The sequence below is a fragment of the Exiguobacterium sp. CH10 genome (assembly GCF_018617635.1).
Taxonomy (GTDB): Bacteria; Bacillota; Bacilli; order Exiguobacteriales; family Exiguobacteriaceae; genus Exiguobacterium; species Exiguobacterium aestuarii_A.
The window spans coordinates 168,342-186,213 of record NZ_JACSKO010000001.1 but is presented as its reverse complement, the minus strand read 5'-3'; the positions used below and the strand labels follow the sequence as shown (position 1 = coordinate 186,213).

Below are 17,872 nucleotides of genomic sequence, written 5' to 3'. Positions count from 1 at the left end.
TACGATTAATGAATAATCTTCATATAAAGACAAAGGGGGCGTTTCATATTCGTGTATTTAAACAATTGTCCTGGTTTTTGCGTCTCGAATGGAAGACGTATGCACTCGGCATCGTCTTACTCATATTCGTGGCAGGGCTAGAATTGATTCCACCGCGTATCATTGGTCGAATCGTCGACGAAATCAACCGTGGTTCACTCTCGTCAAATACGCTCTGGATGTTACTCGGGGGTCTCGCAGCAGTCGGGATCGGGAATTATGTTGCCCGCTTCTTTTGGCGCTATTTCATCTTCGGCGCTTCGATTCGACTAGGGAGAATGTTACGTAGCCAACTGTATCGGCACTTTACCGATCTCGATCAACGATTTTACAAAAAGTCACGTGTTGGCGACCTGATGGCCCACGCGACGAATGATGTGCAGGCCGTATCGATGACGGCAGGTGCGGGAATATTGACACTCGTCGATAGCGTGACGTTGGGAACGTTCGTCATCATTACGATGATCACGACGATCAGTTGGAAGCTCACACTTGTTGCTTTACTCCCTCTGCCAATCATGGTCGCTCTGACGACGCGGTATGGGAAGATGTTACATAGCCGCTTTGGCGTCGCCCAAGCAGCATTTTCAGAATTGAATGACAAAGTGCAAGAGAGTGTCAGTGGGGTTCGTGTCTTGAAATCGACCGGGGAAGTCGACCGAGACGTGGATTCGTTTGAGAACTTATCGAGTGAGGTCATGGCAAAAAACGTACGAGTCGCCAAAATTGATGCTCTATATGATCCGACCATCTTCGGGATTGTTGGCTTGTCCTACATCCTCTCGGTCGGGTATGGCGCCGTCTTGATTGAACAAGGTGAATTGACGATCGGACAAATTGTCAGCTTCACAGCCTATTTAGCGTTGTTGACGTGGCCGATGCTGGCGTTCGGATGGTTATTCAACATTGTCGAACGTGGACGAGCATCGTATGACCGAATCGAGCGAATGCTCGCCGTCAAACCGGAGATTCAAGATGACCGGATGGCCGCGACGACACTTGCACATTCAGAAGTGGAAGTCGATGTGCGACACTTCGCCTATGACGAAACCGTTGTACTCCGTGATGTCCATTTTCGGATTGAGCGCGGAAAGACGATTGGCATTGTCGGCAGGACAGGTGCGGGTAAGACGACGATTGTCCGTCTGTTGACCCGTGAATATGATGTGAAAGACGGAAAGATTAAAATCGGAGGCATCAATATTCGCCAAGTGAAAAAATCATTATTGATGGACAAAATTGCCGTCGTGCCACAAGATCATTTTTTGTTCTCCGATTCGATTGCGAACAATATCGCTTTCGGAAGACCCGATGCGAGCATGGAAGAAATCATCGAGGCGGCTAAAGTCGCGGAAGTGCATGAGGATATCATCCGGCTACCGGAAGGATACGCGACGCTTGTCGGGGAACGCGGTGTGACGTTGTCAGGAGGACAGAAACAACGGATCTCCATCGCGCGTGCGCTCATGACTGAAGCGGACGTCTTGATTTTGGATGACGCGCTATCTGCCGTCGATGCGAAGACGGAAGAGTCGATCATCGAACACTTCCGTGTCGGAAACCCTGAACAGGCACGTGTGATTGTGGCGCATCGCCTCTCTGCTGTCGAACATGCAGACGAGATTCTCGTGATTGAAGACGGCAAAATCGTCCAACGAGGTCGCCATGATGAATTGCTGCAAGAAGCCGGTTGGTACCGAGAGACGTATGATCGTCAACAACTTGAGGCGATAGTAGAAGGGGGTGGACACGATGAAGCATGATGTTCAAGAATGGCAGGTCATTAAACGGCTACTCAGTTATGCAACAAGATACGGGAAGTCGCTCAGTATCGCTTTCGTCTTCCTGTTGATTGCGACAGGTGCCAAATTGGCCGGTCCGTTTTTAATCAAAGTGTTCATCGATGAGTTCGTCACGCCAGGTGTCTACCCGACGAACTGGGTCATCTCACTCTTCGCGGTCTATATGGTTCTTCATGTATCCGCAATCGTGTTTGATTATCTGCAGTCGATTTCGTTTCAAAAGATTGCGTTGAAGATTGTTCAAAACATACGTATGGATATTTTCCGTCACGTCATGGGGATGCGGCTCGCCTATTTCGACCGAACACCAGCGGGCGTCCTTGTGTCACGGATTACGAATGATACCGAGGCGGTCAAAGAACTGTATGTCGGTGTGATGAGTACGTTCGTCCAGTCGGCTGTTCAATTGATTGGGACGTATATTTTCCTATACATATTAGAACCTCCGCTTGCGACGATGGGACTCGTCTTATTGCCACTCTTCTGGCTCATCATTTGGGCATATCGTCGTTTCTCGACAAAATATTTTGCGCAAGTGAGGGACCTGTTGTCACAGCTCAACGCTCAATTGAACGAGTCGATCAACGGCATGGGGATTATTCAACAGTTTCGTCAAGAGGAGCGGCTCATCCGTCAGTTCGAAGAGACGAATGAGGCGCACCAAGAGGCACGATATCGAAACTTAAAGCTCGACAGTATGTTGCTACGTCCAATCATCGAGCTCCTTCTTGCTTTCTCAATCATTGGTCTCCTCGGATATTACGGGGTGCTCTCGATGAGTGAGCAAGTACAGGTCGGGGTCGTCTACGCATTCATCAGCTATATCGAACGAATCTTCCGACCGGTTCTCGATATCATGCAGCGATTGAGTGAGTTCCAACAAGCTGTCGTATCGGCAGACCGTGTCTTTAAGATTTTGGATACAGATGAGCCGGCACCAGGAAAACAAATGCCGGGCGAGGCTCGGATTACAGAAGGTGAAGTGCGGTTCGAGGATGTGACGTTCAGCTACGATGGGGAAGTCGATGTGTTGAAGCAAATCTCATTCGTTGCAAAACCTGGTGAGACGGTCGCGCTCGTGGGTCATACAGGTAGCGGGAAGAGTTCGATTATCAACTTATTGACCCGCTTCTATCCATATGGTTCGGGTCGTATCACCATTGACGGGCAGCCTCTCGAACAATTTGAAGAGCAAGAGCTTCGTCAACAAGTCGGACTGGTGCTACAAGATCCGTTTCTATTCACTGGGACGATTGAAGATAATTTAAAGCTATTCAATCCAAGTATCGATTCAGAACGTGTCCGTGAAGCCGCTGAGTTTGTTCAGGCGCACACGTTCATCGAGAAGTTAGATGCCGGGTACGGACATATTGTCGGAGAGCGTGGCGCGACATTTTCAAGCGGTGAGCGACAATTGCTCGCATTTGCGCGAACGGTCACCCGTAATCCGAAAGTACTTATTCTCGACGAGGCGACGAGTTCGATCGATACCGAGACAGAAGAACGCGTACAGACGGCGCTCGACCGTATGCGCCGTGGTCGTACAACGATTGCCATCGCTCACCGGCTTTCAACGATTCAAGATGCTGACTTGATTTTAGTACTGCATCGAGGAGAAATCGTGGAGCGAGGGAATCATCAACAGTTATTGAAGCAAAACGGTCTGTACAAAAAAATGTATGAATTACAGTCTGGACAACGTCTGATGTCTTGAATTGGAAGGGATACCTACTAGGGTGTCTTTTTTCCATGGAAAAAAGCTCGCCACGGAAAGTGACGAGCCATCAAGGTCAATTTGAATGCTGATCTTTTTTATGCTTTGATAGGACATGACGAGTAATGAGAGAGTCAAGTTCTTGACTGACCAGAATGACTTCTGGTGAGGTCCAAGTGTGCTTTGACGCGATTTTATACAGTTCATCACGTTTCTGTTCAATGGCCTGGTGTAGTGTATCTGCTGCGGTGACTGCCACGTTCGTTCCCCCATCATTTAAATTAGAATTTTGCGAACTAGAATATCCAAATCTTAGCACCTACGTTTACAGATGACAAGTTTCATTTCCATTTCAAAAATTACAAAATGATGTTTCGCCTTGAAAGAAAAGATTCGAGCAATTTAAATAGGTTTTCGCTATAATGGTCGTGAAAGGTGGAAATCGTCATGGAAGTCACATTATGGCTCGCGTTTGGGGCGGGCGTCTTATCGTTTTTGTCACCATGTACGCTCCCGTTATATCCGGTGTTTCTCTCGTATATTACCGGGGTTTCCGTATCTGAATTAAAAAATGAAGGATTGAAACAGCGTACAGCTTGGTTCCACACGTTTTCGTTCTTGTTCGGCTTTTCGATTGTCTTTCTTGTGCTTGGATTATCGACTTCGTTAATTGCAGACGTCTTCATCCAGTATAAAGATAGTTTGCGGATGTTCGGCGCCATTTTAATTTTCGTGTTCGGCGTCTTTTTGGCCGGGCTATGGCAACCGCAATTTATGATGCGCGAAAAGAAAATGAACATTGGCGAACGAAAAAGCGGTTATTTCGGAACCGTATTAATCGGAATTGGTTTTGCTGCGGGATGGACGCCGTGTACGGGTCCGATTTTAGCAGGTGTGATTGCACTTGCGGCAACCAACCCGAGCCAAGGTCTCGGTTACATGTTGGCGTATGTCATCGGTTTCGCGATTCCATTCTTAGTGATGGTCGCGTTTGTAGGCAAGATCAAGTACTTAGCACGTAACAGTGCAAAAGTTGCAAAAGTCGGGGGCTATTTGATGATGGCTTTCGGCGTATTATTATATTTTGACGGGATGAACCGGTTCGCTGCTTGGATGAGCGAGCTTGTCGGATTCACCGGATTTTAAGGGGTTGACCGAGATGTCAATGTTATGGGGGTCGACTCTCGTTGCGTTATTGATGGGTATCGTGGCGAGTTTCGTTCGTGTGAAAGCATCAGCGAAACCGACGAATGCAAAAAAAATCTTAATTCCACCACTTGCGATGACGACTGGGATGATTCAGTTCTTGATTCCTGCATTTCGTTTATCGTGGGTCGAAGTACTTGAGGCGTTAGCGGTCGGGCTAATCTTTAGTTTGTTCCTCATCAAAACATCGAATTTTGAAAAGCGGGATGGAGAAGTGTACTTGTCACGCTCAAAAGCATTTTTCATCGTCGTGTTCGCGCTACTTGCGATTCGTACGGCAATGAAAGTTTGGGTTGGGCATGAAGTCGATATCTTCTCGACAGGTGGATTGTTCTACTTGATTGCTTGGGGAATGATCGTCCCATGGCGAATCGCGATGTATCAAAAGTATAAACGAATTGCGATCACGTAAAAATGGAGTGGCTCATGGCCGCTCCATTTTTGATTACGATTCTTTTGTGACAGCCACTTCCGTCTCCGAATCGATTCCCGTGTTTGCTTTGACGAGAATCCGTTCGTAGTTTCCGGCGGCTTCGTCGGATTTCGTGACGAGTGTACCGATGATGGCTGCAAGGAAGCCGAGCGGGATTGAGACGATTCCTGGGTTTGAGAGTGGGAAAAGTGCTTCTCCAATGAAAATGGCTGACCCGTCCGGTGCCCAAAGGTTCGGACTGAGTACGACCAAGATTAAAGAAGAGAACAAACCGACGACCATTCCCCAGATTGCACCACCTGTGTTAAAGCGTCTCCAGAAAATCGTGAAGAGAATGACTGGTAAGTTCGCACTTGCCGCAACAGCAAAGGCGAGAGACACGAGAAACGCCACGTTCATCGATTGAGCGAAGAACGCAAGCCCCATCGAGACGAGGGCGACGGCCACAGAAGCAATCCGAGCGGCTTTTACTTGTTCTTTCTCTGTCGCTTCCCCTTTCCGGATAATGTGACCATAGAAGTCGTGCGCGAAAGCAGAAGCGGCTGACAAGACGAGCCCGGCGACGACTGCTAGAATAGTCGCAAATGCGATGGCTGCCACAAATGCGAATAAGAGGTCGCCACCGAGTACTTGCGCAAGGAGAGGAGCCGCCATGTTACCTGCAGGGTTCGCGGCGAGAATGGCGTCTCGTCCGACAAAAGCTGCTGCCCCGAAACCTAAGAAGATTGTCAAAATGTAGAACGCCCCAATGATCCACGTCGCATATACGACCGATTGTCTTGCCGTCGGTGCATCTTTGACGGTAAAGAAGCGAATCAAGATGTGTGGAAGACCAGCCGTACCGAGTACGAGTGCCATATTTAATGAAATTGTATCGAGCGGGAGCTTGAACTTGTTGCCTGGATTCAAGAAATCACTACCGAGCGGTGTCGCTTTGCTCACTTCATTGAACATCGTCATGATCGAGAAGTCGAATCGTGCAAAGACGAGAAATGAGATGATGGCTGTTCCAATCATCAATAAGACGGCTTTTGTGATCTGTACCCATGAAGTCGCCGTCATGCCACCGAATACGACATAGACTGTCATCAATATCCCGACGACAACGACACTTGTCGTATACGGGATGCCGAGCAATAGTTCAATTAATGCGCCGGCACCGACGAGCTGGGCAATCATATAAAAAATAGAGATGACGATGGCATTCATCGCCGCGACACCACGCACGCGTGGCTTATTGAAGCGAGCGGCAATCATGTCGGCCATCGTATACTTCCCAAGATTGCGGAGTGGCTCCGCGACGAGATAGAGGACAACGAGATAGGCAACGAGGAAGCCGATGGAATAGAAAAAGCCATCAAATCCAGCGAGTGCGATCATGCCTGCAATCCCTAAGAAAGAAGCCGCGGACATATAGTCCCCTGCAATTGCGAGACCGTTTTGGAAACCAGTCAATCCACCATCCGCCGTGTAGAAATCACTAGCGGTTTTCGTTTTTCTAGCGGCGAAATATGTAATGACAAGGGTGAGACCGACAATGGCGGTAAAGAGGGCAATTGCTGTCCAGTTCATGATTTCACCTCTTCCTTCAGTTGTCTCACGAGTGCATCAAAGCGCTGGGCACGACGACTATAGAGCACGCACAGTGTCCACGTCATAATAAACTGGGAGAAGGCGAACGCCCAAGCCCAAGTGATGTCACCAACAATTTTTGTATTCAAGATTGTTGTGTAACTTGTCAAAACAGGGAGCGTGAAATAGAAAATAAGTGAGAAGATGATAGCGGGAACGATAAAACGATTTTTTTCACGCATCAGTTGATGGAACGTCTCGTGTTCTGTGATTGACTGAGCGGAATGACTACTGGTCGTTTGGGTAACTTGCGTCACGTCATGCATAAAATCCCTCCTAAGCTGTAAGATAAATCCATTATGCGGTGTGAAAATGAGAGGAGTCATGCCTTTTTTTCATGTCGAATTCACTAATACTATTGCAATATTGGTCATACCAATTTGTTGTAAGCGTTTTCAACATTGTCTAAATATTGAACGTTATGTCTACATAATGAAAAATGGAAGAAAAGGTACTTTCGACCCAATAGGCAAAATGCACAATTCGACAAAATAAAAAAACTCTAACCTGAATGGAAAGAGTTTACTGCTGAAAATAGTGTTCGTAAGGTGTCCAGTCGATTTGTTCTTCGGCTAGCGCTTTTTTAAGGAATTTGTGGTCTCGCTTCGGCGTTGCGGCAATATATCCTTTTACAACGAGTTCGGTCGTCATCTTCTTTGCACGAGATTCGAGGGCAAACTGACCGATTTTACCTGCGATTTTTCGGATGGCGACGTCTCGAAATAGTTCAGGAACCGGTGAAACGAGTCGATCTAACAGGGTCCGCGTTTCCGGCGTCCATAAGTGACGCGTTCTCTCTATATAATCATCCTCAATGTCTAAAAGGGAACGCCCGTCTTCTTTCGGCATTCGTTTTAAAAACTTACGAAACATGAAGTACCCGCCAATCGTCATGAGTCCGATCATGACGAATCCCCAGAATACAATGAAATACATCATCAAGTTTTCTGGCATCGTCTTTCCCCCGTTCTATACATTCACTTACTGTCATCGTTAGTATACAAAAAAGAATCCATTTGCAAAAGGCGTACGTCTCGTTAGGATAGACGAACTCAATCGATTTCGTTAGAATAGATAGCGTTGCTACGAGAATAAGCATGAAGTGAGTCGAGAAAGGAAAGGTCTATCGTATATGAGCCAATTGAAACAAGAAGTCGAGAGACGTCGAATATTCGGAATCATCTCTCACCCGGATGCGGGTAAAACGACATTAACAGAGAAATTACTTTTGCACGGTGGTGCGATTCGTGAAGCGGGTACCGTCAAAGCGCGCAAAAATTCAAAGCATGCCAAATCAGACTGGATGGAAATTGAGAAGCAACGTGGAATCTCGGTTACCTCGTCTGTCATGCAATTCATCTATCAAGACAAAGTCGTGTCGATCATGGATACACCTGGTCACAACGATTTCGGTGAGGACACGTATCGCGTATTGACATCTGTCGACAGCGCGGTCATGGTCATCGATGCCGCGAAAGGGATCGAGACGCAGACGAAGAAACTATTCCAAGTTTGTCGTATGCGTGGTATTCCGATCTTTACGTTCATGAACAAATTGGACCGTCAGGCAAAAGATCCGCTTGAATTGATGGAAGAACTTGAGGAAGTACTCGGCATGCCTTCAGTTGCTATCACATGGCCGATTGGCAGTGGGATGCAGTTCGAAGGCGTTTATGATCGAATGAAAAATGAAGTTCATTTGTTCCGCGGAGACAAGTCGACCCTTCAATTAAGTGAGGACGGGGTAAACGACCCGGTGCTCGCTGACCATCTTTCTGAAGAGAACTTGACGAATCTTCGCGATGAAATCGATCTTCTCGACGGAGCGGGGAATGAGATTGATGTGGAAGCGATCCAAAGCGGTAAATTGACGCCCGTATTCTTTGGAACGGCGCTCGTTGACTTTGGTGTGACTGCGTTCTTGAATCATTATTTGGAGATGTCTCCAGCTCCAGAGGCGCGTAAATCGAACGTCGGTCCAATCAATCCGACATCAGAAGATTTCAGTGGGTTCGTCTTTAAGATTCAAGCGAACATGAACCCGGCGCACCGTGACCGAATCGCATTCGTCCGGATCTGTTCAGGTGTGTTCGAGCGTGGAATGGACGTCACACTCACACGGACCGGTAAGAAAATCAAATTGAGCCAGTCTACACAGCTCATGGCCAATGATCGTGAGACGGTTGACCAAGCGTTCGCAGGAGATGTCATCGGGATTTATGATTCAGGTACGTATCAAATCGGGGATACAATCACGACATCCAAACAAAAAATCGCCTTTGAAGCATTACCGACTTTCCCACCTGAGTTGTTTATGCGTGTATCGCCAGTCAACTCGCTCAAGTCGAAGCACTTCCACAAAGGCGTTGAGCAACTCGCGCAAGAAGGGGCGATTCAAGTCTATCGCAACGAATACAATGAGATTTATCTCGGTGCGGTCGGCCAACTCCAGTTCGAAGTGTTTGAATATCGTTTAAACAATGAGTATGGCGTAGACATCCGGATGGAACCTGTATCATACAGCGTTGCACGATGGGTAAAAGATAAAGAATTGAAAGCGTTGAAACCTTTCCAAGACTCACGGAACATGCTCGTCACTGACCGCTGGGAACGTCCGGTCTTCCTATTCGCGAACGAGTTCACGTATGAGCGGTTCGCTGAACGTCATGCTGACGATTTAACTCTCGTTGAGGCTTTAGATGTCAACGAAGAGATTGGAACAGAAGAATAATTTGTAAACACCTCAGGTTTGAGGTGTTTTTTTATCGTTTATCCCTTTTTAAACTAATTGATAAGTTTTGCTTATGACTAATTTGTGACGGAATGTATTTTACGTCACGCTATACTTGTATTATGATAAATATGTGAAAAGTAAGCGATTACGCATTGTCGTGTGGTCGGCGCTTTCAAAAAGGGGGAAATTGCAATGGAACAGACGAATGTTTTAGACGCGTTCGCATCTCGGACATCGTTCGAGGCGAATGGGCAATCGTATGATTTTTATCGATTGAAAAAATTAGAAGAAGAAGGGTTAACGAACATCAGCCGTTTACCTTATTCGATTCGCGTACTTCTCGAATCGGTACTCCGTCAACAAGACGGTCGCGCGATTACAAAAGAACATGTCGAGAACTTGGCAAAATGGGGTACTGCCGACGTCTCGAAAGACATTGACGTACCGTTCAAGCCGGCACGCGTTGTACTTCAAGACTTCACGGGTGTACCGACGGTCGTAGACCTTGCTTCACTTCGTAAAGCAATGGCGGACCTTGGTGGAGATCCTAACAAAATCAATCCGGAAATCCCTGTCGACCTCGTCGTTGACCACTCTGTTCAAGTAGATGCGTACGGTTTCGCTGGCGCATTGATGAAAAACATGGACATTGAATTCGAACGTAACGAAGAGCGTTATAAGTTCTTACGTTGGGCTCAGACGGCGTTTGACAACTATCGTGCCGTACCACCTGCAACGGGGATTGTTCACCAAGTAAACTTAGAGTACTTGGCATCTGTCGTCCTCGAGAAAAACGATGCATCAGGTACTGTGGCTTATCCAGATTCACTCGTCGGAACGGATTCGCACACAACGATGATCAACGGACTCGGTGTTCTTGGTTGGGGCGTTGGAGGAATCGAGGCAGAAGCAAGTATGCTCGGTCAACCATCGTACTTCCCAGTGCCAGAAGTCGTCGGTGTCAAAATCATCGGTGAAGTTAACCCTGGTGTGACAGCGACAGACGTGGCACTCGTCGTAACAGAGATGCTCCGTCATGAAAAAGTAGTCGGGAAATTCGTTGAATTCTTCGGACCGTCGCTTCACACGATGCCGCTTTCTGACCGTGCAACAATCGCAAACATGGCGCCAGAATATGGCGCGACATGTGGATTCTTCCCAGTCGATACGGAAACATTGAACTACATGCGTACAACTGGCCGCTCTGAAGAGCTGATCTCACTCGTTGAAGAATACTCAAAAGCGAACGATCTCTTCTACACGCCAGACCAAGCTGATCCAACATTCACGAAAGTGTTGACGCTCGACTTGTCAAAAGTTGAACCTTCACTAGCAGGTCCAAAACGTCCACAAGACCGAATCAACCTCTCAGACGTTCAAACATCGTTCATCGATAGCTTGAGCGCTCCTGCAGGGAACAGTGGCTTTGGACTTGACCGTTCTGAACTCGAGAAGAAGGCGAAGGTCAACTATGAAGATGGCGCCGTCGACATGAGCACAGGAGATGTCGCGATTGCTGCCATCACAAGCTGTACGAACACATCAAACCCTTACGTTATGGTCGGTGCCGGACTCGTTGCGAAGAAAGCGGTAGAACGCGGCTTGACTGTTCCGAAATACGTGAAGACATCACTCGCACCAGGTTCGAAAGTCGTAACTGACTATCTTGACAAAGCTGGCTTGACTTCTTACTTGGATGAACTCGGCTTCAACACAGTCGGTTACGGCTGTACGACATGTATCGGAAACTCGGGTCCACTTGACCGTGAAGTCGAAGAAACAATCACGGAGAACGACTTGCTCGTATCTTCTGTCCTTTCTGGGAACCGTAACTTTGAAGGACGCGTTCACCCACTTGTGAAAGCGAACTTCTTGGCGTCACCACCACTTGTCGTCGCTTACGCACTCGCAGGATCAGTCAACTTCGACATCATGAACGATTCGTTCGGTACGGACAAAGATGGAAATGAAGTGTACTTCAAAGACATCTGGCCATCAAACGATGAAATCAAGATGGTCGTTCAAGACGTCGTGTCACCAGAAGCGTTCCGTAAAGAATACGAAACGGTCTTCACTGGTAACGAGCGTTGGAACGCGCTAGACGTTCCAGAAGGTAACTTGTATGACTTCTCAGATGAGTCGACATACATCCAAAACCCACCGTTCTTCGAACAACTCGAACCAGAAGCGGGCGAAGTTCATGCATTGAATGGCTTACGCGTCATCGGGAAGTTCGCGGATTCGGTCACGACTGACCACATCTCGCCAGCGGGATCATTCTCGAAGACGACACCAGCTGGTCAATACCTCCTTTCTAAAGGGGTAGAGCCGATTGACTTCAACTCTTACGGTTCACGCCGTGGTAACCATGAAGTCATGATGCGTGGTACGTTCGCAAACATTCGCATCCGTAACCAAGTCGCACCAGGTACAGAAGGTGGATTCACGACTTACTGGCCAACAGGTGAGATCATGCCGATGTACGATGCTGCGATGAAGTATAAAGAACAAGGTACTGGACTTGTCGTCCTTGCTGGAAACGACTACGGAATGGGGTCGTCTCGTGACTGGGCTGCGAAAGGGACAAACCTTCTTGGCATCCGTGCAGTCATCGCACAAAGTTTCGAGCGGATTCACCGTTCAAACCTTGTTATGATGGGTGTACTACCACTTCAATTCTTAGATGGTGAATCAGCAGAATCACTCGGATTGACTGGTGAGGAAACAATCGATATCCAAGTCGATGAGTCTGTACGTCCACGCGATATCTTGAACGCGAAAGCGACACATGAAAACGGAACGGTGACAGAATTCAAAGTCATCGCACGTTTCGACTCTGAAGTTGAAATTGATTACTACCGTCACGGTGGAATCTTGCAAATGGTTCTCCGTAACAAACTTAAGTAAGCCACTGCTTATTAAACCTTCCTTTGAAAAAAGGAAGGTTTTTTTCATGAATATGCGAATTTATGGTGAAAGTTTTAAAAGAATCGGGAACAGGAAGACAGGGAGGGGTGTGCTTATGGAGCGGGAAGAAAAGAGTAAGAGTTGGTGGAAGCGTTTGACACAGCAAAAAGAGGTGGAGCCTGATCGAGAAATCGATATCACGTTACCTGAATTGCGCCATGCGATTCACGAGTATGAACAGACGTTGCCAAAAGGCGTAAATCGTACCGTCCTACTAGATGACACACAAGAGATTGACACAAAACGATTGAAGCATCATTTATCTGGGATCCCCAAACAGCGTTTCTATATGTCGAAAGAGACGTTTCATATCGTTCCGGAAGAAGAGCGTGATGTCATCTATGAGATGGACCAAGTACAGCGTGCCCTAGACTTGTATATGGACCAAGAGAAAAAATTGCCACTGCGAAAATTTGAGAATGCACTACAACTAGATTTGACACGTCTTCGAGAGGGAGGTTACTTAAAGACACTGCCCAAAAGACCTTACTACGTGGTGGATGAGACGTTGATTGTCTCGCTTGAACCGAAGGAAACAACTTCTTGACAAGACACCTATCTATTTTTCAGTAAATGACACATTTATGGACAGTTGGGGTTGAGACTTGTTTAAAAAGTATGTTAGGGTGGAAAACGTATATGAAAATAGAAAATTAAATAGGAGTGATTTTATGGAACGGAAAAGCCGTGTGACGCCTGTGTTCGTCATTTCTGCAATCATAACTGGCTTATTCACAATCTGGGGATTATTTCCCGAAAGCATTTTAGGAAATGCTAGTCTATTAAATGTAACCAGCACGTTACAAGGCTGGCTCTCAAACGGGATGGGTTGGTTCTACCTGTTAAGTGCGACCGGCTTCTTACTTGTCGCCATCTTTTTAATCTTTTCTCGCTATGGATCGATTCGTCTTGGGAAAGATACGGACCGACCTGAATTCAGTTACCTGTCATGGTTCGCGATGTTATTCAGTGCCGGAATGGGGATTGGACTCATCTTCTGGGGAGCGGCAGAACCGCTGCTTCATTTCCATTCACCACCGTTCTCTGCTTTGACACCTGAAGGAGACGCGCGTACTGCGATGCGTTATGCCTTCTTCCACTGGGGCTTCCACCCTTGGGCTATTTATGCCATGATCGCACTCGCAATCGCATACTCAACGTTTAGAAAAGGGCGCCCTGCTACGATTGGGGAGACAATCGGTTCGCTTGTCCATAACCGCTACGAACAACCTGTGAAACAAACGGTCGATATTCTTGCGGTCATTGCGACGGCGTTCGGGGTAGCGACTTCACTCGGTTTTGGTGCTCAACAGATTGCCGGTGGCCTTCATTATCTCATCCCTGGGGTACCGAACGCCTTCGTGACACAGTTGATCATCATCGCCGTCGTAACGGTACTTTACATGATCAGTGCTTCAACGGGTCTTGATAAAGGGATTCGAATTTTAAGTAACACGAACATTTTCTTGGCAATCGTCTTGCTTGTCGCGACCATGTTCGCTGGACCGACTGCGTTCATCTTCGACTTGTTCACACAAACGGTAGGGACGTACTTGCAGCAACTTCCTGGTATGAGTTTCCGTACGGCCGCATTCGAGCCGGTTGAACGTGAGTGGATCAATGGCTGGACAATCTTCTATTGGGCATGGTGGATCTCGTGGTCACCATTCGTCGGAACGTTCATCGCACGCGTATCTAAAGGCCGCACGATTCGTGAATTTATTATCGGGATTTTACTCGTCCCAACATCGTTCGGACTCTTATGGTTCTCCGTCTTCGGTGGCTCAGCTATCTGGGCTGACTTGTTCGGTGGATACGACTTGATTGGACAAGTGAACGAAATCGGTACAGAAGTCGGGCTGTTCGCATTATTCGAGACGTTTGGTGGTTTTGGGACAGTACTCAGTATTGTCGCGATCTTCCTAATCTCGACATTCTTTATCACGTCTGCTGACTCAGCGACATATGTACTCGGTATGCTCACTTCGAACGGGAAGCTTGTCCCGCCGATGGGGATTAAAATGACATGGGGTGTGATCCAGTCATCTATCGCTGCCGTGCTTCTTTACGCTGGTGGATTGGATGCCCTGCAAGCTGTTGCGATTCTCGCAGCCTTCCCATTCATCTTCGTTCTCGTCTTTATGATTGTCGCCTTGTTCAAAGACTTGGCCGATGAACCTGACGAGCGAGATAAGTGGCTCGAAGCACAGAAGAAAGATGAAGACAAATTAGGATAATTTAGAGGGGTCTCGTATGAGACCCTTTTTTCGGTTAAAAATATTTTGCTTGTCCTCTTAGCTAGTGTAGGATAGTAAGTGAAGAAACGAGGAGGATAGGCTATGAAACAACAGATAAAAAAACGGTTGAGCTGGGTCATTTTGGCCGGCATCCTCATTGTCGGGGCATTACTCGCTTATAATTTTTACGTACTCATGAATCTGAATGGTGAAGAGGGAGAACAGGTTGAACCGTTCTACTCAAATGTCGTGATTGGGTATCAAGAGCGTAAACTTCCGAAAGAAGGGGAAACACTCGAAGAACGAGAGTACCTTGTCACGTATGATGAAGACGGACATTTTGTCTCAGAAGTCGTCATGGGACCAAACGTGGGTGCAAAAGCAGAGTGGGACGGAGAAACGTATTTGGAGTTTAATCCGGACGGAGAAGAGGTTCTTCGGCAAGAGACCAATTCCGGAGCGGTCGCACCGCATCCATTCCTATCCCGCGCCACGAATGAACAGATTCGTAAATGGCTAGACGATGGCACACTCGGGTCAAGTGAGGGCGAGACAGATTTAGTCGGTCGAACAGCGCAAGCTTATGTGAAGTCTGAAGCGGCTGAAACGGTTCCTGAAGAATGGGTTCAAAATTATCCATCTATTTTTAGTGAAGAAGAAAATAAAGAGACAGTCACATATTATGTCGATGCGAATGAACGGATTTTGCTTGCGGCAGAATCGCGGAATAACGGAAAGTTGTTCCATTCGATTCGGATGACGTCTTTTGAATCAAGATAATCCGATGGGGAGCAGACAACATGTCGGCTCCCTTGTCGTCTGAAAGGGAGAACAGAATGAAACAAATTCAAGTTGAACAAGTTCAAACGGATTTGACGAACTGGGAAGCTGGAGAAAAGATTAATGAGGCGGCGCTTTTATCTTATGCGCACTGGTCACGTGCGACTGGGCATGAAGAAGAATTGATTCGTTCATTGACATTGCTTGCTACACATCGACTCGAGCAGAAGGAGTCGATGGACCCGTTATTGAACCGCTGGGTGAAAGAATTAGAGTCGATGAATGCGTTACCTCCGGAATTACGTCTGTTTCAATTGAACGAGCAGTTGCGTCGTTCAAAACAAGCGCTTCAAATCGATTGGCCGACACTTCGCGAAGCAGATTACGCCTCAATGAAGGTACAAATTTTGACGGAATATGAGTCAAAAACATCTGCACTACTTGACCAACTCGACCGACTTCACGATGAAGTGGAGGCGGCCAAGTCTGATTTGCGGGACTCAGAATGGCGGGGGCAACTCGAGAAGATATTCGAGGCAATCATCGAGGCGATGCAGGAAGTAGCATCGTTAGAGGATGATACGGCATCTTTACTCGCATCGATGCAAGGGAACTACTTCAGTCGAGAAGCGTTTCGTCGCTTCGGTGAACGCGTTGTGCTCGTCAAAGAGCGACTCGATGCAATCTGTCAGTTGCTGCCGGAACGTAAAACGGAGACACGCTCAAGCGCCATCGAATCACTTGAGGAAATGATTGGTCTAGATGACATCAAAGACCGTGTGAAAGCATGGTATCGCTTCCTGCTCTTCCAGAAAGAACGAGAAAAAGCAGGGTTTTCATCGAAGCACCAACCCTCTCTTCATCTCGTATTTACGGGTAATCCAGGTACCGGGAAAACGACGCTGGCTCGACTCATGGCAGAGATTTATTTTGAACTCGGCCTGCTCAGTCGTCCAGATCTCGTTGAGGCAGATCGCTCAAGCCTAGTCGGGGCGTACGTTGGACAGACGGAAGAACAAGTGATGAACAAAGTGAAAGAAGCAGAAGGTGGCGTCTTGTTCATTGACGAGGCATATGCACTAAAACGTCAAGATGCGAGTGGCAGTGACTATGGGCAAGCTGCAATTGACACGCTCGTCGCAGCGATGACGAGCGGCGAATATGCCGGAAAGTTTGTTGTTATCCTTGCCGGATATCCAGAAGAGATGCGTCATTTCCTACTTGCAAACCCTGGTTTACGCTCACGATTCCCAGAATCGAATCACTACGAGTTACCAAACTATCGGGATGAGGAATTAGTCGCAATTGGTGAAAAAGTGGCACAGGAGAACAATTACGTATTGACGGAGGAAGCAAAGCGGTCACTTCTAACACGGATTGACCGTGAACGAGTTGATTCGACGTTCGGGAACGCCCGAACGGTTCATAACATCTTACTCGATGCGATGTTTAAAAAAGGATCTCGTTTCGGTGCAGATGCCCCTTTAGACGAGATGGCACTTTTGACCGAAGAAGACTTTGATCAACCCGAAGGAGATGCGAGTCCAACATCGCTGGACGACCTTGTCGGTATGGAAGATGCCAAAGTACAATTGGCAGAGATTGAAGCACTCGTGAACATCCAAAAGAGACGAAAAGCGCTAGGTCTGAAGACGGCACCCGTCCAACTTCATATGACACTCACGGGGAATAGTGGAACGGGTAAGACCACTTTTGCATATCTGTATGCTCAAATGTTGAAGCGTACAGGCTATTTGAAGCGTGGACATGTCAACGTTGTCAGTCGAGCGGATTTGGTCAGTGGCTATGTGGGACAGACCGCACAAAAAACGAAGGCGGCGATTCGTGATGCACTCGGTGGCGTATTACTCATTGACGAGGCATACAGCCTGAATGGAGGAGCGAATGATTACGGTCGAGAGGCAATCGATACACTTGTCGATGAAATGCCGAAACATGGCGAAAACCTTGTTGTCGTCCTTGCGGGGTATGAAGGTCCGATGAGACGGTTGATTGAATCGAATCCTGGACTAAGCAGTCGCATGAAACGTACGATTCATTTTGAAGATTATTCGCAAGAACAGCTAGTCGAGATTGCTGTGAACTATGCGAACCAATTTGGATACGAGCTGGACGAACAAGCAATCGAAGCGTTATCGATTCGATTAAGTGAAATCAATAACGCGAATGCACGGACTGCCTTGTCTGTCATCGATGAGTCAATCGCTCGTCAATCGTATCGACTCATGTCGGAGGAAGAAAACGAGACATCTCTCCAACAATTATTAGTAGTAGATATTAAGAGTAAACTATAATACACTAGTAGTA

14 protein-coding genes are annotated in these 17,872 nt (G+C 47.3%); 10 read left to right on the top strand and 4 right to left on the bottom strand.

From position 1 onward, the window contains the following. Positions 1–47 precede the first annotated feature (47 nt). A complete protein-coding gene (locus KNP04_RS00965) occupies positions 48–1,802 on the top strand; it encodes an ABC transporter transmembrane domain-containing protein (protein WP_214821671.1) in 1,755 nt (584 codons plus the stop codon). Next, positions 1,792–3,555 (top strand): ABC transporter ATP-binding protein, encoded by a 1,764-nt coding sequence (locus KNP04_RS00960; protein WP_214874480.1) that lies wholly within the window; start codon positions 1,792–1,794, stop codon positions 3,553–3,555. The genes KNP04_RS00965 and KNP04_RS00960 overlap by 11 nt, the downstream gene beginning before the upstream one ends. Positions 3,556–3,631: 76 nt before the next feature. Here KNP04_RS00960 and KNP04_RS00955 read toward each other — a convergent pair whose 3' ends face one another. Beyond that, complete coding sequence (locus KNP04_RS00955) at positions 3,632–3,814, bottom strand: aspartyl-phosphate phosphatase Spo0E family protein (RefSeq protein WP_074033196.1); 183 nt, start codon at positions 3,812–3,814, stop codon at positions 3,632–3,634. Positions 3,815–4,002: 188 nt separating this feature from the next. Between KNP04_RS00955 and KNP04_RS00950 the strand changes: the two genes are divergently transcribed. Together KNP04_RS00950 and KNP04_RS00945 are read left to right on the top strand one after the other, a co-directional pair. Then, positions 4,003–4,701: a cytochrome c biogenesis CcdA family protein gene (locus tag KNP04_RS00950; RefSeq protein ID WP_214820081.1), complete on the top strand. Its 699-nt coding sequence runs from the start codon at positions 4,003–4,005 to the stop codon at positions 4,699–4,701. A gap of 19 nt (positions 4,702–4,720) precedes the next feature. Beyond that, positions 4,721–5,173 (top strand): CcdC family protein, encoded by a 453-nt coding sequence (locus tag KNP04_RS00945; protein ID WP_074033875.1) that lies wholly within the window; start codon positions 4,721–4,723, stop codon positions 5,171–5,173. Positions 5,174–5,206: 33 nt separating this feature from the next. Here KNP04_RS00945 and KNP04_RS00940 read toward each other — a convergent pair whose 3' ends face one another. The 3 genes from KNP04_RS00940 to KNP04_RS00930 form a co-directional block, all read right to left on the bottom strand. After that, a complete protein-coding gene (locus tag KNP04_RS00940; protein ID WP_214820078.1) occupies positions 5,207–6,766 on the bottom strand; it encodes a solute symporter family protein in 1,560 nt (519 codons plus the stop codon). Then, a complete protein-coding gene (locus KNP04_RS00935; RefSeq protein WP_214820076.1) occupies positions 6,763–7,092 on the bottom strand; it encodes a DUF485 domain-containing protein in 330 nt (109 codons plus the stop codon). Before KNP04_RS00935 ends, KNP04_RS00940 begins: the two co-directional genes overlap by 4 nt. 256 nt (positions 7,093–7,348) lie before the next feature. Next, positions 7,349–7,780, bottom strand: a complete 432-nt coding sequence (locus tag KNP04_RS00930) for a DUF2621 domain-containing protein (RefSeq protein ID WP_074033193.1) — start codon at positions 7,778–7,780, stop codon at positions 7,349–7,351. Positions 7,781–7,958: 178 nt separating this feature from the next. On the opposite strand from KNP04_RS00930, the gene KNP04_RS00925 reads away from it, so the two are divergent. From KNP04_RS00925 to KNP04_RS00900, 6 genes are all read left to right on the top strand, one after another. Then, positions 7,959–9,557: a peptide chain release factor 3 gene (locus tag KNP04_RS00925; protein ID WP_074033192.1), complete on the top strand. Its 1,599-nt coding sequence runs from the start codon at positions 7,959–7,961 to the stop codon at positions 9,555–9,557. Positions 9,558–9,752: 195 nt separating this feature from the next. Beyond that, positions 9,753–12,467, top strand: a complete 2,715-nt coding sequence (gene acnA / locus KNP04_RS00920; protein WP_214874479.1) for an aconitate hydratase AcnA — start codon at positions 9,753–9,755, stop codon at positions 12,465–12,467. A gap of 115 nt (positions 12,468–12,582) precedes the next feature. After that, positions 12,583–13,074: a DUF3939 domain-containing protein gene (locus KNP04_RS00915; protein ID WP_214820073.1), complete on the top strand. Its 492-nt coding sequence runs from the start codon at positions 12,583–12,585 to the stop codon at positions 13,072–13,074. Between the two features lie 124 nt (positions 13,075–13,198). Continuing rightward, positions 13,199–14,764 carry a BCCT family transporter gene (locus KNP04_RS00910; protein ID WP_214874478.1) on the top strand — a complete coding sequence of 522 codons (1,566 nt, stop codon included), beginning with the start codon at positions 13,199–13,201 and terminating at the stop codon, positions 14,762–14,764. 102 nt (positions 14,765–14,866) lie between these two features. Further along, the gene (locus KNP04_RS00905; protein ID WP_214874477.1) at positions 14,867–15,544 is read left to right on the top strand and encodes a hypothetical protein; all 678 of its coding nucleotides are present in this window, start codon (positions 14,867–14,869) and stop codon (positions 15,542–15,544) included. Positions 15,545–15,600: 56 nt separating this feature from the next. Then, positions 15,601–17,859, top strand: a complete 2,259-nt coding sequence (locus KNP04_RS00900; protein WP_214874476.1) for an AAA family ATPase — start codon at positions 15,601–15,603, stop codon at positions 17,857–17,859. Positions 17,860–17,872: the final 13 nt, after the last annotated feature.